This is a genomic window from Actinomycetospora sp. CA-084318 (assembly GCF_050955885.1).
GTDB lineage: Bacteria > Actinomycetota > Actinomycetes > Mycobacteriales > Pseudonocardiaceae > Actinomycetospora.
The window spans coordinates 3,753,937-3,775,089 of record NZ_CP192098.1 but is presented as its reverse complement, the minus strand read 5'-3'; the positions used below and the strand labels follow the sequence as shown (position 1 = coordinate 3,775,089).

At 74.9% G+C, this 21,153-nt stretch carries 21 protein-coding genes and 1 pseudogene; 19 read left to right on the top strand and 3 right to left on the bottom strand.

The window, feature by feature from the left end; translation table 11 throughout:
* Positions 1-25: 25 nt before the first annotated feature.
* From ACQPYX_RS18465 to ACQPYX_RS18445, 5 genes are read left to right on the top strand one after another with little or no spacing between them, the layout of a single operon-like run.
* Entirely contained in the window at positions 26-640 is a 615-nt protein-coding gene (locus ACQPYX_RS18465) for a prepilin peptidase (RefSeq protein ID WP_433798758.1), read from the top strand.
* A gap of 24 nt (positions 641-664) precedes the next feature.
* Positions 665-1,900: a chorismate synthase gene (gene aroC, locus ACQPYX_RS18460; protein ID WP_433798757.1), complete on the top strand. Its 1,236-nt coding sequence runs from the start codon at positions 665-667 to the stop codon at positions 1,898-1,900.
* Positions 1,897-2,421, top strand: coding sequence for a shikimate kinase (locus ACQPYX_RS18455; protein WP_433798756.1), 525 nt, complete (start codon positions 1,897-1,899; stop codon positions 2,419-2,421). Before aroC ends, ACQPYX_RS18455 begins: the two co-directional genes overlap by 4 nt.
* The gene (gene aroB, locus ACQPYX_RS18450) at positions 2,414-3,526 is read left to right on the top strand and encodes a 3-dehydroquinate synthase (RefSeq protein WP_433798755.1); all 1,113 of its coding nucleotides are present in this window, start codon (positions 2,414-2,416) and stop codon (positions 3,524-3,526) included. Before ACQPYX_RS18455 ends, aroB begins: the two co-directional genes overlap by 8 nt.
* Positions 3,527-3,554: 28 nt before the next feature.
* Complete coding sequence (locus ACQPYX_RS18445) at positions 3,555-4,124, top strand: protein-L-isoaspartate O-methyltransferase family protein (protein ID WP_433798754.1); 570 nt, start codon at positions 3,555-3,557, stop codon at positions 4,122-4,124.
* 22 nt (positions 4,125-4,146) lie between these two features.
* On the opposite strand, the gene ACQPYX_RS18440 is transcribed toward ACQPYX_RS18445, so the two are convergent.
* Complete coding sequence (locus tag ACQPYX_RS18440; protein WP_433798753.1) at positions 4,147-5,043, bottom strand: EamA family transporter; 897 nt, start codon at positions 5,041-5,043, stop codon at positions 4,147-4,149.
* A 76-nt stretch (positions 5,044-5,119) separates the two neighbouring features.
* On the opposite strand from ACQPYX_RS18440, the gene ACQPYX_RS18435 reads away from it, so the two are divergent.
* On the top strand, positions 5,120-6,007 hold the full coding sequence (locus ACQPYX_RS18435; RefSeq protein WP_433798752.1) for a LysR family transcriptional regulator: 888 nt from the start codon (positions 5,120-5,122) through the stop codon (positions 6,005-6,007).
* Positions 6,008-6,088: 81 nt separating this feature from the next.
* Here ACQPYX_RS18435 and ACQPYX_RS18430 read toward each other — a convergent pair whose 3' ends face one another.
* Entirely contained in the window at positions 6,089-6,886 is a 798-nt protein-coding gene (locus ACQPYX_RS18430; RefSeq protein WP_433798751.1) for a hypothetical protein, read from the bottom strand.
* A gap of 52 nt (positions 6,887-6,938) precedes the next feature.
* Here ACQPYX_RS18430 and ACQPYX_RS18425 point away from each other — a divergent pair, with 52 nt between their 5' ends.
* From ACQPYX_RS18425 to nusB, 3 genes and pseudogenes are all read left to right on the top strand, one after another.
* On the top strand, positions 6,939-8,066 hold the full coding sequence (locus tag ACQPYX_RS18425) for a M24 family metallopeptidase (protein ID WP_433798750.1): 1,128 nt from the start codon (positions 6,939-6,941) through the stop codon (positions 8,064-8,066).
* A 49-nt stretch (positions 8,067-8,115) separates the two neighbouring features.
* Entirely contained in the window at positions 8,116-8,679 is a 564-nt protein-coding gene (gene efp, locus ACQPYX_RS18420) for an elongation factor P (RefSeq protein ID WP_433798749.1), read from the top strand.
* Positions 8,679-9,101 (top strand): annotated as a pseudogene (gene nusB, locus ACQPYX_RS18415) (transcription antitermination factor NusB); the annotation flags it as partial. The gene efp and the pseudogene nusB, both read left to right, overlap by 1 nt.
* A 210-nt stretch (positions 9,102-9,311) precedes the next feature.
* Here nusB and bldD read toward each other — a convergent pair.
* Positions 9,312-9,800 carry a transcriptional regulator BldD gene (gene bldD / locus ACQPYX_RS18410; protein ID WP_230752171.1) on the bottom strand — a complete coding sequence of 163 codons (489 nt, stop codon included), beginning with the start codon at positions 9,798-9,800 and terminating at the stop codon, positions 9,312-9,314.
* 346 nt (positions 9,801-10,146) lie between these two features.
* On the opposite strand from bldD, the gene pyrR reads away from it, so the two are divergent.
* The 10 genes from pyrR (at position 10,147) to coaBC (ending at position 21,086) form a co-directional block, all read left to right on the top strand.
* Entirely contained in the window at positions 10,147-10,734 is a 588-nt protein-coding gene (gene pyrR, locus ACQPYX_RS18405; protein ID WP_433798748.1) for a bifunctional pyr operon transcriptional regulator/uracil phosphoribosyltransferase PyrR, read from the top strand.
* 20 nt (positions 10,735-10,754) lie between these two features.
* Positions 10,755-11,711 carry an aspartate carbamoyltransferase catalytic subunit gene (locus tag ACQPYX_RS18400; RefSeq protein ID WP_433803755.1) on the top strand — a complete coding sequence of 319 codons (957 nt, stop codon included), beginning with the start codon at positions 10,755-10,757 and terminating at the stop codon, positions 11,709-11,711.
* Complete coding sequence (locus ACQPYX_RS18395; protein WP_433798747.1) at positions 11,708-13,012, top strand: dihydroorotase; 1,305 nt, start codon at positions 11,708-11,710, stop codon at positions 13,010-13,012. The genes ACQPYX_RS18400 and ACQPYX_RS18395 overlap by 4 nt, the downstream gene beginning before the upstream one ends.
* Entirely contained in the window at positions 13,005-14,114 is a 1,110-nt protein-coding gene (carA, locus tag ACQPYX_RS18390) for a glutamine-hydrolyzing carbamoyl-phosphate synthase small subunit (RefSeq protein WP_433798746.1), read from the top strand. Before ACQPYX_RS18395 ends, carA begins: the two co-directional genes overlap by 8 nt.
* A 4-nt stretch (positions 14,115-14,118) precedes the next feature.
* A complete protein-coding gene (gene carB, locus ACQPYX_RS18385; RefSeq protein WP_433798745.1) occupies positions 14,119-17,481 on the top strand; it encodes a carbamoyl-phosphate synthase large subunit in 3,363 nt (1,120 codons plus the stop codon).
* Positions 17,478-18,389: an orotidine-5'-phosphate decarboxylase gene (gene pyrF, locus ACQPYX_RS18380; protein WP_433798744.1), complete on the top strand. Its 912-nt coding sequence runs from the start codon at positions 17,478-17,480 to the stop codon at positions 18,387-18,389. The genes carB and pyrF overlap by 4 nt, the downstream gene beginning before the upstream one ends.
* Positions 18,390-18,592: 203 nt before the next feature.
* On the top strand, positions 18,593-18,910 hold the full coding sequence (gene mihF / locus ACQPYX_RS18375; protein ID WP_018333653.1) for an integration host factor, actinobacterial type: 318 nt from the start codon (positions 18,593-18,595) through the stop codon (positions 18,908-18,910).
* Positions 18,907-19,557, top strand: coding sequence for a guanylate kinase (gene gmk, locus ACQPYX_RS18370; protein ID WP_433798743.1), 651 nt, complete (start codon positions 18,907-18,909; stop codon positions 19,555-19,557). Before mihF ends, gmk begins: the two co-directional genes overlap by 4 nt.
* Entirely contained in the window at positions 19,554-19,838 is a 285-nt protein-coding gene (gene rpoZ / locus ACQPYX_RS18365) for a DNA-directed RNA polymerase subunit omega (RefSeq protein ID WP_179793234.1), read from the top strand. The genes gmk and rpoZ overlap by 4 nt, the downstream gene beginning before the upstream one ends.
* A gap of 30 nt (positions 19,839-19,868) precedes the next feature.
* The gene (gene coaBC, locus ACQPYX_RS18360; RefSeq protein ID WP_433798742.1) at positions 19,869-21,086 is read left to right on the top strand and encodes a bifunctional phosphopantothenoylcysteine decarboxylase/phosphopantothenate--cysteine ligase CoaBC; all 1,218 of its coding nucleotides are present in this window, start codon (positions 19,869-19,871) and stop codon (positions 21,084-21,086) included.
* Positions 21,087-21,153 lie beyond the last annotated feature (67 nt).

Sequence of the window (21,153 nt, the reverse complement as noted above, 5' to 3'; positions counted from 1 at the left end):
GCGGTCGCCCCGCACCCTCGGCCGCATGGCGATGTGGCTGGACGTGGTGCTCGGGGTGCTGGTGCCCCTCGGGACGGGCGCGGCGGTCGGGGCGGTGACCCGCCGCGGCCTGGCGTCCGTGCGCCGTCCGGTGCCGCTCACCCGGGGGTGGTGCGAGGTGGGGGTCGGCTGCGCCTGGGCCGCGGTCGCGTCGGCGGGTGTCATCGGCCTGGTGGCTCCGGCGTGGGTCCCGGTGCTGCTCGTGGTGTCGGTCGTGGCGGTGGCGGGCTGCGCGACCGACCTGACGGCGGGCCGGCTGCCCGACGCGCTGACGCTGCCGGCGATCCCGCTGGGGTGGGCGGCGCTCGTGCCCCTCGGTGGGGCGGCCGTGCTGGCGGGAGTGACCGGGACCCTCGTGCTGGGCGGGCTGCACGCGCTGGTCGCCGTGCTCGCGCCGGGCGCCGTCGGCGGGGGCGACGTGAAGCTCGCAGCCGCCCTCGGGGCGCCCCTGGCGGCGGTCGGGTGGTGGGCGGTCGCCCTCGTGCCGGTGGTCGCCGCGGCGCTCCTGGCCGCCGTCGCGGTCCCGCGGGCCCGGGTGGCGCTGCCGCTCGGACCGCCCCTGCTCGGGGTGAGCTGGGTCGTCCTGCTGGCCGCGGGCTGAGCGGGGGAGGGAGGACGTGGAACGATGGCGCGCGTGTTGCGGTGGTTGACGGCAGGTGAGTCGCACGGTCCGGCCCTGATGGCGGTGCTCGAGGGCATGGTCGCGGGGGTGTCGGTGTCGTCGAAGGAGATCTCGGCGGAGCTGGCGCGTCGTCGCCTGGGCTACGGCCGGGGCGCGCGGATGAGCTTCGAGGCCGACGAGCTGGAGATCCTCGGCGGGGTCCGGCACGGGCTGACCCAGGGCGGACCGGTGGCGCTGCGCATCGGCAACACCGAGTGGCCCAAGTGGGAGACGGTGATGGCGGCCGACCCGGTCGACCCGTCCCTGCTGGAGGGCCGCGCCCGCAACGCGCCGCTCACCCGGCCCCGTCCCGGGCACGCGGACCTGGCGGGGATGACGAAGTACGGGTTCGACGAGTCCCGCCCGGTGCTCGAGCGCGCGTCGGCCCGGGAGACCGCGGCCAAGGTCGCGCTCGGCGCGGTGGCGAAGGCGTTCCTGGCCCAGGCACTCGGCGTCGAGGTGCTCTCGCACGTGATCTCGCTGGGCACCGCGGACGCCACGCCGGACACGATCCCGCTGCCCGGCGACGGCGAGCGGATCGACGCGTCCCCGACCCGCGCGGTCGACGAGGCCTCCACCGCGCGGATGGTGGCCGAGGTCGACGCCGCGAAGGAGGAGGGCGACACCCTCGGTGGCGTGGTCGAGGTCGTCGCGCACGGGCTGCCGGTGGGACTGGGGTCCTACGTGCAGGCCGACCGCCGCCTCGACGCCCGCCTGGCGGGGGCGTTGATGGGCATCCAGGCGATGAAGGGCGTCGAGATCGGCGACGGGTTCACCACGGCCCGGCGCCGCGGGTCCGCCGCGCACGACGAGATCGACCCGGCCCGGGGCGAGCGCAGCGACGGGGGAGCGGTCCGCGGCGCGGGGATCGACCGGGCCTCGAACCGGGCGGGCGGCATCGAGGGCGGGATGACCAACGGTGAGCCGCTGCGTGCCCGGGTGGCGATGAAGCCGATCTCGACGGTGCCGCGCGCGCTGCGCACCGTGGACCTGGCCACCGGCGAGGCCGCCACCGCGCACCACCAGCGTTCGGACGTGTGCGCGGTCCCGGCCGCCGGGGTCGTGGCCGAGGCCCTGGTGGCGCTGGTGCTCGCCGACGCGGCGCTGGAGAAGTTCGGCGGGGACTCGCTGGCCGAGACCGCCCGCAACGCCGCCGCGTACCGCGCGACGATCGACCCGCTCCGGGTCGTGGACCGATGAGCCCGGTGGTGGTGCTGGTCGGGCCACCGGGGGCGGGGAAGTCCACGGTGGGCCGGCTGCTCGCGCGACGGTGGGGCGTGCCGTTCGCCGACACCGACACCCTGGTCGAGCAGAAGGCCGGCCGGGCGATCGCGGACATCTTCACCACCGACGGCGAACCGGTGTTCCGGGCGCTCGAGCGCGAGACCGTCGCCGAGGCCCTGACCACCCACGACGGGGTGCTGGCGCTGGGCGGGGGAGCGGTGCTGGCCGAGGCCACCCGGCAGGCGCTGGCCGGGCACCCGGTGGTGCTGCTCTCGGTGGGGCTCGCCGCCGGGGTCCGACGGACCGGGCTGTCGACCGCCCGCCCGCTGCTGGCCGGGGTGAACCCGCGGGCCACGTTCGCCGCGCTGCTCGCCGAGCGGCTCCCGGTGTACCGCTCGGTGGCCGCCCACGAGGTCGCCACCGACAGCCTGGAGCCCGAGGCCGTCGCGGAGCAGGTCCACACCCTGGTCGGGTCGGAGGTGGCGAGCCGTGGCTGAGGCTGCTGACGACGCTCCCGTGCAGACCGTGCACGTGGCCTCCGGGAGCCCGTACGACGTGACCATCGGCCGGGGAGTCACGGGGACGGTCGCCGCGGCCGTCGCCGACGGCGGTCCGCTCGCCGGCGCCGCGAAGGTCGCCGTGCTGCACCAACCGGCCGTCACCGGGATCGCCACCGACGTCGCCGACGGGCTCACGGCCGCCGGGGTCGACGTGCACCGCGTCGCGCTCCCCGACTCCGAGGACGGCAAGGACCTGGCGACGGCGGGCCGGTGCTGGGAGGAGCTCGGCCGCATCGGGCTGACCCGCTCCGACGCCGTGGTGGCGGTCGGCGGCGGCGCGGCGACCGACCTCGCAGGGTTCGTCGCGGCCGGCTGGATGCGCGGCGTGCGGGTGGTCCACGTGCCCACCACCCTGCTCGCCATGGTCGACGCCGCCGTCGGCGGGAAGACCGGGATCAACACCGCCGCCGGGAAGAACCTCGTCGGGGCCTTCCACGAGCCCGCCGCGGTGGTCGCGGACCTGGACAGCCTGCGCACCGTGGGCCCCGAGGAGATCGCGGCCGGCATGGCCGAGGTGATCAAGACCGGCTTCATCGCCGACCCGCGCATCCTCGAGCTCGTCGAGGCCGACCCGAAGGCGGCGGTCGACCCGGACGGCGACGTGATCGCCGAGCTGGTCACCCGCTCGGTCCGGGTCAAGGCCGAGGTGGTGGCCGCGGACCTCCGCGAGTCGCACCTGCGCGAGATCCTGAACTACGGGCACACCCTCGGGCACGCCGTGGAGCGCCGGGAGCGCTATCGCTGGCGGCACGGTGAGGCGGTCAGCGTCGGGCTCGTGTTCGTCGCCGAGCTCGCCCGCCGGGCCGGGCGGCTCGACGACGCGACCGCGGACCGCCACCGCGACGTCCTCGCCTCCGTCGGCCTGCCCACCCGCTACGAGGCCGGGGCGCTGCCCGACCTCGTCGAGCACATGAAGGTCGACAAGAAGAGCCGCGGCGCGACGCTGCGCTTCGTCGTCCTCGACGGTCTCGCCCGGCCCGGGCGGCTGGAGGGCCCGTCGTCCGACGAGATGGCCGCCGCGTACGGGGCCCTGGCGGGCTGAGGCGGACCGGCGGGCGAGGGGGAGCACGGTGCGCCCCCGGGCCGACCTCGGCGCGGCCTACGCCCGGACCGACGCGGAGCACTACCAGCGCGCGGACGACGGCACGGCCTATCGGCACCGGACGCGCCCGGCGGTCGTGCTGGCGATGCTGCGCCTGCTCGACCTGCCACGCGGCGGGCGTGTGCTCGAGATCGGGACGGGCTCCGGGTTCGCCACGGCCGTGCTGTCGCGGGCCGTGGGGCCGGAGGGCGTCGTGCACTCGGTGGACGTCGACGCGCACGTCACGGCCCGCGCGCGGCGGCTCCTCGCGGCGGACGGCCGCAGCAACACCCGCCTGACGACCACCGACGCCCTGCGGGAGCCGCTGCCCGACGACCCGGTGGACCGCCTCGTGGCCTTCCTGTCGGTCGCCTCCGCGGTCCCGGCCTCCTGGGCGGCCGCCGTCCGTCCCGGCGGGCTGGTGGTGGTCCCGCTGCGCGCCCGGCGGCAGGTCGTCCGCCTCCGCCGCGACCCCGGCGACGGGACGCTGCGGGAGGAGCGCGGCCTGGACGCCGGGTTCGACGACCCGAGGGGACCCGAGCACGCCCCGGAGCGGTGACCGGGCCGCGCGCCACGGACGGTCAGGCCGACGCGGTCGGGGACGGCTCCCGGGCGACGCGCGGCTCGTCGTCGGGACGACCGCCGGTGCGGGCCGCCCCGACGCCGGCCGTGACCACGAGGACGATCCCCACGACCGCGAGCACCGAGGGCACCTGACCCAGCACCACGGCTCCCACGAGCAGCGCGATGGCGGGCTCGAGCGCCATGAGGGTGCCGAACGCGCCCGCGGCGAGCCGGCGCAGGGCGAGCAGCTCCAGGGCGAACGGGACGACGGGCAGCAGCAGCGCGAGCGCGAGCCCCACCAGCACGACGGGCCAGGTCAGCGACGCGCCGAGGTCGGGCACCAGCGTCGACGCGACCACGGCGCTCACGAGCCCCGCCACCGGCATGGACACGGCCAGCCCCTGCAGGCCGGTCACGGCGTCGCCGACCCGCTGGGTCAGCAGGATGTACCCCGCCCAGCAGCACGCTGCGCCGAGGGCGAACGCGACGCCGAGGAGGTCGGTCGCCCCCTGCCAGGGCTCGGTCAGCAGGAGCACGCCGCCCGCCGCGAGGACCGGCCACAGCACCGATCGTCCGCGACCGCGCAGCACGGCCACCCCGAGCGGGCCGAGGAACTCGATCGCGCTCGCCGTCCCGAGCGGGATCCGGGCGACGGCGGCCATGAAGAGCATCGTCAGTCCCGCGGTCACCACGCCGAGCAGGACCGCCGCCCCGAACGAGGCGCGGGTGAACGACGAGCGCCGGGGCCGGGCGATCACGAGGAGCAGCAGGCCGGCCCAGACCAGACGCAGCGCCGCGACGCCCTCGGGCGGCACCACGGAGAACAGGCCGACCGACGCGGCGAGGCCGAGCTGGACGCAGGACATCGAGCCGAGGGCGAGCAGGGCGCCCGAGCGGGCGCGGGGGGTCGTCACGAGGACGAGTCAACGCGGCCGGGACCGTCCGCGTCCACGTGAGGATCACGGACGATCCGTTCGTAGAATCGCGACGGTGGACACCCGTCGCCTGCCGCACCTCGTCGAGCTCGACCGCCTCGGATCGATGCGGGCGGTCGCGGACGTGCTCGGCACCTCGACCTCGGTCGTGTCGCAGCAGATCGCGGCCCTGGGCCGGGAGGTCGGGACCGCGCTCGTCGAGCCCGACGGGCGCCGGGTCCGGCTCACGCCGGCCGGGCGGCGGCTCGCCGAGCACGGCCGCGGCATCCTGGCCGCCGTCGACGCCGCCCGCGACGACCTCGACCCCGCGGCGGAACCCTCCGGCACCGTCCGCGTCGCGGGTTTCGCCAGCGCGATCCGCCGCTCCCTGATCCCGATCGTCGCCGACTTCGCGGTCCGCCACCCCGCCCTGCGCCTCACCTTCCACGAGCAGCAGCCCGCCGAGTCCCTCGCCCTCCTCGAGGCCGACGCCGCCGACCTCGCGCTCGTCTACGACTACGACCTCGCCCCGGCCGCCCCCATGCCGCCCTCCGTCCGGGCCGGCCGGCGACTCTGGGAGGTTCGCTGGGGTCTCGGGGTCCCCGACGACAGGACGGTGCCGGTCAGGGCCACGACCTCGGCGGAGGTGCTCGCCGCCTACGCCGACCGCGCCTTCATCGGGGACTCGCGCAACGACGCCGACGAACGGGTGCTGCGGCTGCTCGGGGCGGCGGCGGGGTTCGACCTGCACGTCACGCACGAGGCCGACAGCCTGGATCTGGTGGACGACCTGATCCTGGCCGGCCTCGGGGTGGGGCTGCTGCCCACGAACCGACCCCCGCGCGACGGGATCCGGGTGCTGGACCTGCCCGACCCGCCGGTGCGGCTGCGCGCCCGGCCGGTCGTGCGCCGGGGCCGGGAGAACTGGCCGCCGCTGGCCGCCGTGCTGCGGGCGCTGGAGTGATCACCGAGCACCCTCGGCGGGCCACACCCGCCCCGCACCACCGCAGGTGCTCGCTCACCCCCCGCGCCGGCGCCCGGGAACTCAGTCCGGGCGGCGCAGCCCGAAGCGCCGCCGGGACGACCGGTCCGGGTCCTCGGCGGGCTCGTCTTCGGCCGGGTGCACCCTGTCCGGCAGCGGCGTCACCGGCGGCAGCACGGCCACGACGGGGGAGTAGGACCCCGACCGCTCCGCGAACGGGCCGGTACCGAACGGCAGCCGCGTCGGCTCGTCGTCGGGAACCCGCTGCGTCCGTGCCGGCTCGGCCGCGGGAGCGGGCTGCGGGGCGAGACCCCGCCGCGCACGCCGCGAGGCGACCTTCTCGGTCGTCGACGCGGGCAGCACGGGCGGCCCGGCGGGCGCGCCGGAGGCCGTCGCGGGGAGGTCCGGGGTGTCGACCGCCGGGAGGTCGACGTCGGCCCCCGGGTCCTCGTCGGCACGCGGGTCGTCGGCGCGGCGCAGCGACAGCCAGCCGAACCGGGCGCCGAGGGACACCGAGGCCAGGACGAGCAGGACCGTGAACGACGCGCGGCCGACCAGCGCCGACCCGAGGTCCTCGACACCCGTGGCGTCGACGAACGAGGCGAGCAGCACCCAGCTCAGCAGTCCGGCGGCCGGACCCGTCGCGAGCGAGGCCTTGAGCCACGTCCACTCCGGCGGCATCCGGTCGGCGATGACCTCCGCACCGCCCCACACGAGGCCGACGAGCAGGAGCACGCCGAGCAGCACGAGGGTCCACACCAGGGACAGGGACACGTACCGCGACGACAGCGCGACGAACGCGGTCTGGCCGACGCCGTAGAGCACGGTCATGACGAGAGCCCGCAGCAGCCAGGGACGCACGGGCCTCACCGTACGGTGCGGCAGGTCACGGTCCGGCACTACCCTCGGGTCGGTGAGTGCCCCACACACCACGGCCCGGCCCCGCCCCCATCCCGCGGGGACCCGCCGGCGGGAGGCGCTGCGGGCGCTGCTGCGCGCGGCCGAGGTGGACGCGCTGCTGGTCACCGACCTCGTCAACGTCCGGTACCTGACCGGGTTCACCGGCTCGAACGCCGCGCTGGTGGTCCACGCCGACGACTCCGCCGACGCCGAGGACCGGACCGTGCTCGCCACCGACGGCCGCTACACCACGCAGGCCGCGGCCGAGAGCCCCGACGTCCGCCTGCTCGTCGAGCGGCAGTGCGCCCCGGAACTGCTCAGGGTGACGACGGCGGCCCGGGTCGGGTTCGACAGCGCCCAGGTCACCGTCGACACCCATGACGTGCTGCTCGCGGCGGCGCGCGGCGAACTGGTGCGCGCTCCGGGCCTGGTCGAGCGGTTGCGGGCGGTCAAGGACGCCGCCGAGGTCGACGCGCTGCGCCTGGCCTGCGCGGCGGGCGACGCGGCGCTGGCCGGGGCGATCGCCGACGGCGTGCTCGCGCCGGGCCGCACCGAGCGGGAGGTCGCCCACGAGCTCGAGGAGCGCATGGTCGCCGCGGGCGCCACAGGGCCGAGCTTCGAGACGATCGTCGCGGCGGGGACGAACTCCGCGATCCCGCACCACCGGCCGTCGGACGCGCCGCTGGCCCCGGGCGACCTGGTCACCATGGACTTCGGGGCGCTCGTCGACGGCTACCACTCCGACATGACCCGCACCGTCCTGCTGGGCCCCGCGCAGGACTGGCAGCGCGAGATCTACTCGCTCGTCGACGCGGCCGCCGCCGCCGGCCGCGCCGCCCTGCGGCCCGGCGTCGCGACCAGTGCGATCGACGCCGCGGCGCGGGCCGTGGTGACCGAGTCGGGCTACGGCGAGCACTTCGTGCACCCGGTCGGACACGGGGTCGGACTCGTCATCCACGAGGCTCCGGCGATGTCGTCGAGCGCGACCGCTACCCTGGAGGCGGGCATGACGGTCACCGTCGAGCCGGGCGTCTACCTCCCCGGCCGCGGCGGTGTGCGGATCGAGGACACCCTGGTCGTCACCGATTCCGGCGCCGAACCGCTGACCGCGTCGACGCGGGATCTGGTGGTCCTGGGCTGACGGTGCCCGGGCAGACCACACGATCACGAGCGCAGGAGACGACGCGGCAGTGGCGACGACGAACGACCTGAAGAACGGCCTGGTGCTGCGGATCGACGGCAACCTCTGGTCCGTCACCGAGTTCCAGCACGTCAAGCCGGGCAAGGGCGGCGCCTTCGTCCGCACGACGCTGAAGAACGTGCTGACCGGCAAGGTGGTCGACAAGACCTTCAACGCGGGCACCAAGGTGGAGACGGCGAACGTCGACCGTCGCGACATGACCTTCCTGTACCGGGACGGCGACGACTTCGTCTTCATGGACGCGGCCGACTACGAGCAGATCCCGGTCCCGGCGGCCACCGTGGGCGACAACGCGCGCTTCCTGCTGGAGAACCAGGAGGTGCAGGTCTCCTTCAACGACGGCGTGCCGCTGTTCATCGAGCTGCCGTCCTCGGTCGAGCTGGAGATCACGCACACCGACCCGGGCCTGCAGGGCGACCGCTCCACCGGCGGCACCAAGCCGGCCACGGTGTCCACCGGCGCCGAGATCCAGGTGCCGCTGTTCCTCGAGACCGGGACGGTCGTCAAGGTCGACACCCGTGACGGCCGGTACCTCGGCCGCGTGTCCAACTAGTGCCGCCGAAGGTCGCTCGCCGGGGATCGCGGTCCAAGGCCCGGAAACGGGCCCTGGACATCCTCTTCGAGTCCGAGGCCCGCGCCGAGGACCCCCTGGCGGTGCTGCGTCGGCGCGTCGCGGGCTCCGACGCACCGCCGGTCTCGGACTTCGCGGCGACGCTCGTCGAGGGGGTCGTCGAGCACCGCGAGCACATCGACGCCTCGCTCGGTGAGCTCGCGCGGGGCTGGTCGGTGGACCGGATGGCCGCCGTGGACCGGGCGATCCTGCGCATCGGGGCGTTCGAGATCCTGTTTACCGACGACGTGGACGACGCGGTCGCCATCGACGAGGCGATCTCCCTCGCCCGCGAACTGTCGACCGACGACTCCCCGCGCTTCGTCAACGGCGTGCTCGCCGCCCTGGCCTCGGGGGAGCGGGTGCCCGTGGCGGCGCCGGCGCGGGAGCGGGTGGAGCTGCCGCCGGACGCTGAGCCGGCCGACGACCCCGACACCGCGCGAGGGGAACCCTCGGACGGCTAGAACGACGAAATCCTCCCCTCACGCCCGGCGGCCGCCGAGCGTGAGGGGAGGATTCGGTCGTTCAGGGGACGTGAGGGTTCCCCTCACGCCGGGGTGGGTGGCCGGTGGTGCTCAGTCCTCGCGGGACAGCCGCGCCTCGGGCGGCAGCACGCCCCACTCGACGAGCTGCTCGGACAGGTCGCCCGGCGTCATGTCGTAGATGATCGCGAGCGAGCGCAGGTCCTCGTTGCGGATCGAGAGGACCTTGCCGTTGTAGTCGCCGCGCTGGCTCTGGATCGCCGCGGCGTAGCGGGCGAGCGGCCCGGCCTTGTCCGCGGGCAGCTGCTGCAGCCGCTCGAGGTTGATGACGATCTTGGCGGCCGGCTCGGAGCCCGACGGGATCCGCCCCTCGGGGAGCAGCTCGGCGACCGGCACGCCGTAGAAGTCGGCGAGCTCGGCGAGCTTCTGCACGGTCACCGCCCGGTCGCCGCGCTCGTAGGAGCCGACGACGACCGCCTTCCACCGTCCGCCCGACTTCTGCTCGACGCCGTGCAGCGAGAGCCCCTGCTGCTGGCGAATCCCCCGAAGCTTGGCGCCGAGCGCCTTCGCGTAGTCGCCCATCTGGCGGCACCCCGTTCCCCGCGCGCCGAGCCCTGGGTGCTCCGACGCAGCCATGCTGAAGTCGATACGGAGAGTGATGATGCGCCCTCGGCGATCACGAGGTCAAGCCGGGGTCCGTGCACGGCCCGCCCGGAGTGTCGTGCGGCACGCCGGTCCGGTCGGGTGGATTCGCTTGCCCGCCACTGAACGCCGCCTGTGATCGACCGGCCGCGCTGCGCCCGTCGGGTGGGTGCGAGTGTGGCGCAGCCGACGCGATCGGTCGCAGACGGTGGCTGATAGTGTCGAGAACGACCAACCCAGACGTCCTTTAAGAGCCGTCCCGCGAGGCGGAGAAGGAGGTCCCCGAGTGCCCACGCGGCGCCGGGGCGGTCCCGTACCGAACGGTGCGTCGAACGCCGAGGGTGAGCGCGAGCTGCTCTCCCCGGCCGACCTCGCCCGGACGGTGGCCCGGATCGCCCACGAGATCCTCGAGAAGACCGCGGACTCCGGAGCACCCGTCGTGCTCCTCGGACTGCCCACCCGCGGCATCCACCTGGCCCACCGGCTGGCCGAGCGCATCACCGCGATCGACCCCACTGTCGGCACCGTCCGCACGGGGACGCTCGATCCGACGCTCTACCGCGACGACCTCCGCCGCCAGCCGACGCGCCCGCTCGCCGAGACCGACATCCCCGCCGGCGGGATCGACGACGTGATCGTCGTGCTGGTCGACGACGTGCTGATGTCGGGTCGGACGGTGCGCGCGGCCCTCGACGCGCTGCGCGACCACGGCCGGCCCCGCGCGGTGCAGCTCGCGGTGCTCGTCGACCGCGGGCACCGCGAGCTGCCGATCCGCGCGGACTACGTCGGGAAGAACGTGCCGACGAACCGCGCCGAGGACGTGGCGGTCTCCCTCGTGGAGTCCGACGGCGTGGACGGGGTGAGCATCCGATGACCGACGCGACCGGGATCGGCCTGCGCCACCTGCTCTCCACCGAGGGCCTGCGCCGCGAGCAGGCCGAGGCGCTGCTCGACACGGCGGCGAGCATGGAGCAGGCGCTCACCGGCCGGGCGGTGCGCAAGCTGCCGACGCTGCGCGGGCGCACCGTGGTGACGCTGTTCTACGAGAACTCCACGCGGACCCGGGTCTCGTTCGAGGTCGCCGGCAAGTGGATGAGCGCGGACACCATCAACGTCTCGGCGAGCGGCTCGAGCGTCGGCAAGGGGGAGTCGCTGCGGGACACCGCCGCCACCCTCGCGGCCGCCGGCGCGGACGCGATCGTCGTCCGCCACCCGGCGTCGGGCGCCCCGCACCGCATCGCGGGCTGGCTCGACCGGGTCGGTCACTCCCACACCGACGGCCACGTCGCCGTGGTGAACGCCGGGGACGGCACGCACGAGCACCCCACGCAGGCGCTGCTCGACGCCGCCACGCTGCGCCGGCGGCTCGGCGCGGACCTCACCGGCCGCCGGGTCGCGGTGGTGGGCGACGTGCTGCACAGCCGCGTGGCGCGCTCCAACGCCCACCTGCTGGCGACGCTCGGCGCCGAGGTCACGCTCGTGGCGCCACCGACGCTGCTGCCCGCGGGCGTGGACGCCTGGCCGGTGACGGTCACGCACGACCTCGACGGCCACCTCGCCACCGGCCCGGACGCGGTGATGATGCTCCGCGTGCAGGCCGAGCGGATGCACGGCGGCTTCTTCCCGAGCGCCCGCGAGTACGCGGTCCGCTTCGGACTCTCGCAGCGCCGCGCGGACACGCTGCCCGACCACGCGGTCGTGCTGCACCCGGGCCCCGCGGTGCGCGGCATGGAGATCGCCAGCTCCGTCGCCGACTCCGACCGGGCCGCCATCGCCGAGCAGGTCACCGCCGGGGTCCACGTGCGGATGGCCGTGCTCTACCACCTGCTGGCGGGGGAGGATCTCCGATGACCGTCCTGATCAGGAACGTCCGCCCCTACGGCGAGGACCCGACGGACCTGGCCGTCCGCGACGGGGTGCTGGTCGACCCGGGCAGCCTCACCGACGCCCCCGACGAGGTGCTCGACGCCGACGGGCTGATCGCCCTGCCGGGCCTGGTCGACCTGCACACCCACCTGCGCGAGCCGGGCGGGGAGGAGGCCGAGACGGTCGCCACCGGCTCCGCTGCGGCGGCGCTCGGCGGCTACACCGCGGTGTTCGCGATGCCGAACACGAACCCCACCCAGGACTCCCCGGTCGTCGTCGAGCACGTGTGGCGCCGCGGCCGCGAGGTCGGTCTGGTCGACGTGCACCCGGTCGGTGCGGTGACCGTCGGGCTCGGCGGGGAGCGCCTCGCCGAGATGGGCATGATGGCCGCCTCCGCCGCCGGGGTGCGGATGTTCTCCGACGACGGCCGCTGCGTGAACGACCCGCTGCTCATGCGCCGTGCCCTGGAGTACGCCCGGTCGCTGGACGCGGTGGTCGCCCAGCACGCCGAGGACCACCGGCTCACCGTCGGCGCGCAGGCCCACGAGGGGCCGGTCGCGGCGCGGCTCGGCCTCACCGGCTGGCCCGCCACGGCCGAGGAGTCGATCGTCGCGCGCGACGCGATGCTCGCCGCGGCCGCCGGCGCCCGACTGCACGTCTGCCACCTCTCGACGGCGGGCTCGGTCGAGGTGCTGCGCTGGGCCCGGGAGACGCTCCTCCCCGGCACCACCGCGGCCCTGAGCGCCGAGGTCACGCCCCACCACCTGCTGCTCACCGACACCGCGGCCGAGGACTACGACCCGGTGCACAAGGTGAACCCGCCGCTGCGCCCGGAGGCCGACACCCTCGCGCTGCGCCGGGCCCTGGCCGACGGCGTGATCGACTGCGTCGCCACCGACCACGCCCCGCACGCGGTCGAGGCCAAGGACTGCGAGTGGTCCCAGGCCCGACCCGGCATGCTGGGTCTGCAGACCGCGCTGTCGGTGGTCGTGTCCACCATGGTGCGCACGGGTCTGCTCGACTGGCGCGGCGTGGCGCGGGTCCAGAGCGAGGTGCCGGCCGCGATCGCCGGGCTGTCCGACCAGGGCCGTCCGCTCGCGGTCGGGGAACCGGCGAACCTCGTCCTGGTCGACCCCGACGCCCGCTGGACGGTGCGCGGGGCGGACCTGGCGAGCATCGCCGACAACACCCCCTACGAGGGGATGGAGCTACCCGCCTCCGTGGTGCACACGATGCTGCGGGGACGATGGACCGTGCAGGACGGAAAGGTCATGACCCATGAGTGAAGCGCTGCTGGTCCTCGAGGACGGCACCGTGCACCGCGGCGAGTCCTTCGGGGCGACCGGCCGCACCCTCGGCGAGGCCGTCTTCACCACCGGGATGACCGGTTACCAGGAGACGTTGACCGACCCGAGCTACCACCGCCAGATCGTGGTCGCCACGGCACCGCACATCGGCAACACCGGCTGGAACGACGAGGACGACGAGTCCACCCGCATCCACGTCGCCGGCTACGTCGTGCGCGACCCGGCCCGGACGCCGTCGAACTGGCGCTCCCGCCGGTCGCTCGACGACGAGCTCGAGCGCCAGGGCGTCGTCGGGCTCGCGGGCGTGGACACCCGCGCCGTGACGCGGCGGCTGCGCGAGCACGGCTCGATGCGCGCCGGGGTGTTCTCCGGCGACGGCCTGGCGACCGAGCGCGAGATGCTCGAGGCGGTGCGGGACAGCCCGCCGATGGCCGGCGCCGACCTCGCCGGCGCCGTGACCACCGCCGAGCCCTACGTGGTCGCCGCCGAGGGCACCCGCCGCTTCTCGGTCGCCGCGCTCGACCTCGGCATCAAGGCCAACACCCCGCGCATGCTCGCGCAGCGCGGCATCGAGACCCGGGTGCTGCCCAGCACCTCCTCCCTCGACGAGCTCCTCGACGGGTCCCCCGACGGGGTGTTCCTCTCCAACGGCCCCGGCGACCCCGCCACGGCCGACCACGCCGTCGAGCTCACGCGCGGCGTCCTGGAGCGTGGCGTCCCGCTGTTCGGCATCTGCTTCGGCAACCAGATCCTCGGGCGCGCCCTGGGGATGGGGACGTTCAAGCTCCGCTACGGCCACCGCGGGATCAACGTGCCGGTCATCGACCACACCACCGGCACGGTGGCCATCACCAGCCAGAACCACGGGTTCGCCCTCGCGGGCACCCCCGGTGAGCACGTCGACTCGCCGTTCGGCCGGGTGCACCTGTCGCACGGCTGTCCGAATGACGGAGTGGTCGAGGGCGTGACCTGCGCCGCCGTCCCGGCGTTCTCCGTGCAGTACCACCCCGAGGCGGCCGCCGGCCCGCACGACGCGGCGGACCTCTTCGACCGTTTCGCTTCCCTGATGGGAGGGCGCTGAGCCCATGCCGCGTCGCGAGGACATCCACCACGTCCTGGTCATCGGCTCCGGCCCGATCGTGATCGGCCAGGCCTGCGAGTTCGACTACTCGGGCACGCAGGCCTGCCGGGTGCTGCGCGAGGAGGGCCTGCGGGTCTCCCTCGTCAACTCGAACCCGGCGACGATCATGACCGACCCGGAGTACGCGGACGCCACGTACGTCGAGCCGATCGACGTCGAGCACGTCACGAAGGTCATCGAGGCCGAGCGCCCCGACGCGCTGCTCGCCACCCTCGGCGGCCAGACGGCGCTGAACACCGCGATCGCCCTGCACGACGCCGGGGTGCTCGAGCGCTACGGCGTCGAGCTGATCGGCGCCGACGTCGACGCGATCCAACGGGGCGAGGACCGCCTGAAGTTCAAGGAGATCGTCCGCTCGATCGGCGGCGACGTCCCGCGCTCCGAGGTCTGCCACTCGATGGAGGAGGTCCGCGCCACGGTCGCCGAGGTCGGCCTCCCCGTGGTGATCCGGCCGAGCTTCACCATGGGCGGTCTCGGCTCCGGCCTGGCCCACACCCACGAGGAGCTCGAGCGCCTGGCCGGCACCGGCCTCGCCGCCAGCCCCGTGCACGAGGTCCTCATCGAGGAGTCGGTGCTCGGCTGGAAGGAGTACGAGCTCGAGCTGATGCGCGACGGCAAGGACAACGTCGTCGTCATCTGCTCGATCGAGAACGTCGACCCGATGGGCGTGCACACCGGCGACTCGGTGACCGTGGCCCCGGCGATGACGCTGACCGACCGCGAGTACCAGGTCATGCGCGACACCGGCATCCGGGTGCTGCGCGAGGTCGGCGTCGAGACCGGCGGCTGCAACATCCAGTTCGCGGTCGAGCCCACGAGCGGGCGCCTGGTCGTCATCGAGATGAACCCGCGCGTCTCGCGGTCGTCGGCCCTGGCCTCCAAGGCCACCGGCTTCCCGATCGCGAAGATCGCGGCCCGGCTCGCCGTCGGCTACACCCTCGACGAGATCACCAACGACATCACCGGCGAGACCCCGGCGAGCTTCGAGCCGACGCTCGACTACGTCGTCGTGAAGGTCCCGCGGTTCACCTTCGAGAAGTTCCCCGGCGCCGACCCCACGCTCACCACGACGATGAAGTCGGTGGGCGAGGCGATGGCCATCGGCCGCAGCTTCCCGGAGGCGCTGAACAAGGCGCTCCGGTCGACCGAGACCAAGGACCTGGGCTTCGGCACCCGGCCCGACCCGCTGGGCCTGTCGAAGGACGACGCCCTCAAGCAGGCGGCGCTGCCCCGCGACGGCCGCCTCTACGCCGTCGAGCGGGCCCTGCGGCTCGGCGCGACCGTCACCGAGGTCAGCGAGGCCTCCGGCATCGACCCGTGGTTCGTCGAGCAGATCGAGGGCATCGTCGCGCTGCGCCGCGAGATCGCCGACGCCCCGGTGCTCGACGCCGGGCTGCTGCGCCGCGCCAAGCGCGCCGGCCTGTCCGACCTGCAGATCGCCACGACGCGTCCGGAGCTCGCCGGCGAGGCGGGCGTGCGCGCGTTGCGCCACCGCCTGGGGGTCCGCCCGGTCTACAAGACCGTGGACACCTGCGCCGCGGAGTTCGAGGCCCGCACCCCCTACCACTACTCGGCCTACGAGTCCGACCCCGCGACCGAGTCCGAGGTGGCCGCGCAGACCGAGAAGCCCAAGGTCGTCATCCTCGGCTCGGGGCCGAACCGGATCGGGCAGGGCATCGAGTTCGACTACTCCTGCGTCCACGCCGCGACCTCGCTGCGGGCCGCGGGCTTCGAGACGGTGATGCTCAACTGCAACCCCGAGACCGTCTCGACCGACTACGACACCGCCGACCGCCTCTACTTCGAGCCCCTCACCGAGGAGGACGTGCTCGAGGTCGTGCACTCCGAGCGGCTCTCCGGCGGGGGCGACGCCCAGCGCCGTCCCGACGGCACCTGGACCGGAGGCCTGGCGGGCCTGGTCGTCCAGCTCGGGGGGCAGACCCCGCTGAAGCTCGCCGCCGCGCTGGAGGCCGCGGGCGTGCCGATCGTCGGCACCCCGCCGGCCGCGATCGACCTCGCCGAGGAGCGCGGGGCGTTCGGGCACGTGCTCGAGGACGCCGGCCTGCCCGCGCCGCCCTACGGGACAGCCACCAGCTTCGACGGCGCCCGCGAGATCGCCGCGGAGATCGGCTACCCGGTGCTCGTCCGGCCCTCCTACGTGCTGGGCGGGCGCGGCATGGAGATCGTCTACGACGACGAGACCCTGGCCGACTACATCGCCCGGGCCACCGAGGTCACGCCGGACCACCCGGTGCTGGTCGACCGCTTCCTCGACGACGCCATCGAGATCGACGTGGACGCGCTGTGCGACGCCACCGGCGAGGTGTACCTCGGCGGGATCATGGAGCACATCGAGGAGGCCGGGGTCCACTCCGGCGACTCGTCGTGCACCCTGCCGCCGATCACCCTGGGCCTGTCCGACCTCGAGGTCGTGCGCGCCTCGACCGTCGCGCTGGCCCGTCGGCTCGGCGTCCTCGGCCTGATGAACGTGCAGTACGCCCTGAAGGACGAGACCCTCTACGTCCTCGAGGCCAACCCGCGCGCGAGCCGCACGGCCCCGTTCGTCTCCAAGGCCACGGGCGTGCCGCTGGCCAGCGCGGCCGCCCGGGTGATGCTCGGCGCGACGATCTCCGACCTGCGCCGCGAGGGCGTCCTGCCCGCCACCGGCGACGGCGGGCACCTGCCTCCGCACCACCCGGTGGCGGTCAAGGAGGCCGTGCTGCCGTTCCACCGCTTCCGCCGGCCGGACGGCCGCGGGGTGGACTCGCTGCTCGGCCCGGAGATGAAGTCCACCGGCGAGGTCATGGGCATCGACGTGGCCTTCTCGACCGCCTTCGCGAAGGCCCAGGCGGCCGCCTCCGGACCGCTCCCGACGTCCGGGAAGGTCTTCGTCTCGGTGGCCAACCGCGACAAGCGGGCGCTGATCTTCCCGGTCAAGCGCCTCGCGGACCTCGGCTTCGAGATCCTGGCGACGGCGGGCACGGCGAGCGTGCTGGAGCGCAACGGCATCCCGGCCCAGGTGGTGCGCAAGCACTTCGAGGGCCCGGACAACATCGTCGACACCATCCTCGCGGGCGAGGTCGGCATGATCATCAACACCCCGGTGGGCCACACCGGCCCGCGCATCGACGGCTACGAGATCCGCGCGGCGGCGCTGCAGGTCGGCGTCCCGTGCGTCACCACGGTGCAGGGCGCCGCGGCCGCGGTGCAGGGCATCGAGGCGGTCATCCGCGGTGAGATCACGGTCACCCCGCTGCAGGTGCTGCACGAGCGGCTGGCGAAGGCCCGGGCCACGGAGGGCGTGTGACCCCCTCCCGGGCGGCCTTCACCGACCGGCTCACCGCCGCCGTCGCGGAGCACGGCCCGCTGTGCGTCGGGATCGACCCGCACCCGGGCCTGCTCGCGCGGTGGGGCCACGAGGACGACGCGGCCGGCGTGGAGCGCTTCGGCCGCGACGCGGTCGCCGCCCTGGCGGGCCACGTCGCCGTCGTGAAGCCCCAGGTGGCCCTGTTCGAGGTGCACGGCAGCGGGGGAGTGCGGGCGCTCGAGCGGGTGCTCGCGGACGCCCGCGATGCCGGCCTGCTCACGATCGCGGACGCCAAGCGCGGCGACATCGGCTCGACGATGACGGCCTACGCGCGGGCCTGGCTGGCCGACACCTCGCCGCTGGCGGCCGACGCGGTCACGCTGTCGCCCTACCTCGGCGTCGGGTCGCTGACCCCGGCCCTCGACCTGGCCGCCGAGACCGGCCGCGGGGTGTTCGTGCTGGCCCGGACGTCGAACCCGGAGGCCGCGACGGTGCAGTCGGCGCAGTCGTGGACCTCGTTGTCGGACCCGTCGTCGCCGGGGATGCGGGAGGTGGCCCAGGGCGTGGTCGACGCCTGCGCCACCGTGAACGCGACCCGGGCCGGCGCGGGCGGCAGCGGACCCGCGGGCGTGGTGGTGGGGGCCACCGGGGGCACCACCGGCCGGGCCCACGGCCTCGACCTGACCCGCCTGCACGGGCCCGTCCTCGTCCCGGGGCTGGGCGCGCAGGGCGCCACCCCGGACGACCTGGCCCGCGCGTTCGCCGACGGCACCGGACCCGTCGTCCCGTCGAGCTCGCGGGAGATCCTGTCTGCGGGCCCCGACCCGGAGGCGCTGCGCGACGCGTGTCGGGCGTTGAACGGCGCCCTGCGCGACCTCGCGCTGCCGGCCGGACCGATCGGCGCGTAGCACCTGCCGACCGGCCCACGGGGCGCCCCCGGGGCGCGCGGGACACGTCCCGCAGCCACTGCCCGCGGACCGCGACACCGTTCACGCCCCGGACACCCGAGCACTGTGGAGTCGCACCCCAGACGGTACGTTCGCGGGCGACGAGCGCGCCCCGCCGAGCGTGGGGGCCCGCACCCATCCCAGCACTGATATCGGAGGAGACCGTGGCACTTCCCGAGCTGACCGAGGAGCAGCGGGCGGCCGCGCTGGAGAAGGCCGCCGCTGCCCGCCGCGCCCGGGCCGAGCTCAAGGAGCGGCTCAAGCGCGGCGGCACCACCCTCGGTGACGTGCTCGAGCAGGCCGACTCCGACGAGGTGCTCGGCAAGATGAAGGTCTCGGCCCTGCTCGAGGCCCTCCCGGGCGTCGGCAAGGTCCGCGCCCAGCAGATCATGGAGCGCCTCGAGATCGCCCCCAGCCGCCGCCTGCGCGGCCTCGGCGAGCGCCAGCGCAAGGCGCTGCTCGCGGAGTTCGACGGGGAGTGACCCGGGACGACGCTGGGACGTGCGGGCGGGGACGTCTGCTCGTCCTCGCCGGCCCGTCCGGCGTCGGCAAGAGCACCGTCGTGGCCGAGCTGCGCCGGATGGCGGCCCCGCTGTGGTTCAGCGTCTCGGCCACCACCCGGGCGGCCCGGCCCGGTGAGCAGGACGGTCGCGAGTACCACTTCGTCTCCGACGCGGACTTCGACCGGATGGTCGCCGAGGGCGAGATGCTCGAGTGGGCCTCGATCCACCGCGGCCTGCACCGCTCCGGCACCCCCGCGCAGCCGGTGGAGGACCACCTCGCCGCCGGCGAGCCGGTGCTCCTGGAGCTCGACCTCGCCGGCGCACGGGCGGTGCGGCAACGCCGCCCGGACGCGCTGCTGGTGTTCCTGGAGCCGCCGTCCTGGGAGGTCCTGGTGGACCGGCTCACCGGCCGGGGCACCGAGCCGCAGGACGTGATCGACCGACGCCTCGCCACCGCGCGGATCGAGCTCGACGCCCGTCGCGAGTTCGACGTGGGGCTGGTGAACCACGACGTCGGGGAGACCGCGCGGCGGTTGGTAGACTTGGCACACCCATCCGACGCTGCTGCCTGCGGGGATTCCCGTACCGGCGCCGTCGGACCCCGATCCGCAGGAGCCAGTGAATGAGCATCACCACCAGTCGCGTCACCGGTGGCTTCCACGACGTCCCCGAGGGCATCACCAACCCGCCCATCGACGAGCTGCTGGAGACGGTCAGCTCGAAGTACGCGCTGGTGATCTACGCGGCCAAGCGGGCGCGGCAGATCAACGACTACTACGCCCAGCTCGGCGAGGGCCTGCTCGAGTACGTCGGCCCGCTCGTGGAGCCGGGCCCGCGCGAGAAGCCGCTCTCGATCGCGATGCGCGAGATCCACTCGCACCTGCTCGAGCACACCGAGGGCGAGTAACCTCCGCGACGGATCGGGCACCGGGTCGTCATGGCTGAGATCGTCCTGGGCGTCGCCGGCGGGATCGCCGCCTACAAGGCGTGCGAACTGCTCCGTCGGCTCCGCGAGGCCGGCCACCACGTGCAGGTGGTGGCCACCCCGAACGCCCTCGAGTTCGTCGGGCGGGCGACCTTCGAGGCGCTCTCCGGCCGTGAGGTGCTGACCGGGGTGTTCGAGCACGTCCCCGACGTCACGCACGTCGCCCTCGGGCGCCGGGCCGACCTCGTCGTGTGCGCCCCCGCCACCGCCGACCTGCTCGCGCGGATGGCGGCGGGTCGCGCGGACGACCTGCTGACCTCCACCCTGCTGACCGCCCGGTGTCCGGTGCTCGCGGCACCGGCGATGCACACCGAGATGTGGGACCACCCGGCGACGGTCGACAACGTCGCCACCCTGCGCCGCCGCGGCACCGTCGTGCTCGAGCCCGCCTCGGGTCGTCTGACCGGCGCCGACTCCGGGCCGGGCCGGCTGCCCGAGCCCGTCGAGATCGCCGAGTTCGCCCGGCTGCTCCTGGAGAACCCCGCCGCGCTGCCCCGCGACCTCGAGGGACGCCACGTGGTCGTCTCCGCCGGCGGGACCGCCGAGCCGCTCGACCCGGTGCGCACCCTGGGCAACCGGTCCTCCGGCCGGCAGGGCTATGCCCTCGCCCGCGTCGCGGCGCAGCGCGGCGCCCGGGTCACGCTCGTCGCCGGGACCACCGCCGCCCTCGACGCGCCCGCCGCCGTCGACCTGGTGTCCGTCCGCACCACCGAGGAGATGCGTACCGCGGTCCTCGACGCCGCGAAGGGCGCCGAGGTGGTCGTCATGGCGGCCGCCGTCGCCGACTTCCGGCCGGTGGACGTCGCCGGATACAAGATCAAGAAGGGTGCGGGGGAACCGGACGCGATCCGTCTCACACGGAACCCCGACATCCTCGCCGAGCTCGTCGCCGAACAGGTGCCCGGCCGGCTCGTCGTGGGCTTCGCCGCCGAGACCGGCGACGCCGACCATGACGTCCTGTCCTTCGGCCGGGCCAAGCTCGAACGCAAGGGGTGCGACTACCTCGTCGTCAACGCCGTCGGCGGCGTCACCGGGCACAACGCCTTCGAGAGCGCCGACAACGAGGGGTGGCTGCTCGGGGCCGACGGGTCGTCGGTGCAGCTGCCGATGGGGTCGAAGGCGACGCTCGCGGCACGCGTCTGGGACACGGTGGCCGATCGCCTGGCGTGAGCACGCCGCCACGCACCGTGACGGAATCGGGCGTGGTTCCCACTCCCACACCTGGTGACCGAGCACA

Bases quoted from the DNA above. Each gene is read 5' to 3' on its own strand.
- carA (WP_433798746.1), top strand. From the start codon at position 13,005: ATGAGTGAAGCGCTGCTGGTCCTCGAGGACGGCACCGTGCACCGCGGC.
- carB (WP_433798745.1), top strand. From the start codon at position 14,119: ATGCCGCGTCGCGAGGACATCCACCACGTCCTGGTCATCGGCTCCGGC.
- ACQPYX_RS18395 (WP_433798747.1), top strand. From the start codon at position 11,708: ATGACCGTCCTGATCAGGAACGTCCGCCCCTACGGCGAGGACCCGACG.
- bldD (WP_230752171.1), bottom strand. From the start codon at position 9,800: ATGGGCGACTACGCGAAGGCGCTCGGCGCCAAGCTTCGGGGGATTCGC.
- rpoZ (WP_179793234.1), top strand. From the start codon at position 19,554: ATGAGCATCACCACCAGTCGCGTCACCGGTGGCTTCCACGACGTCCCC.
- coaBC (WP_433798742.1), top strand. From the start codon at position 19,869: ATGGCTGAGATCGTCCTGGGCGTCGCCGGCGGGATCGCCGCCTACAAG.
- ACQPYX_RS18465 (WP_433798758.1), top strand. From the start codon at position 26: ATGGCGATGTGGCTGGACGTGGTGCTCGGGGTGCTGGTGCCCCTCGGG.
- ACQPYX_RS18455 (WP_433798756.1), top strand. From the start codon at position 1,897: ATGAGCCCGGTGGTGGTGCTGGTCGGGCCACCGGGGGCGGGGAAGTCC.
- aroC (WP_433798757.1), top strand. From the start codon at position 665: ATGGCGCGCGTGTTGCGGTGGTTGACGGCAGGTGAGTCGCACGGTCCG.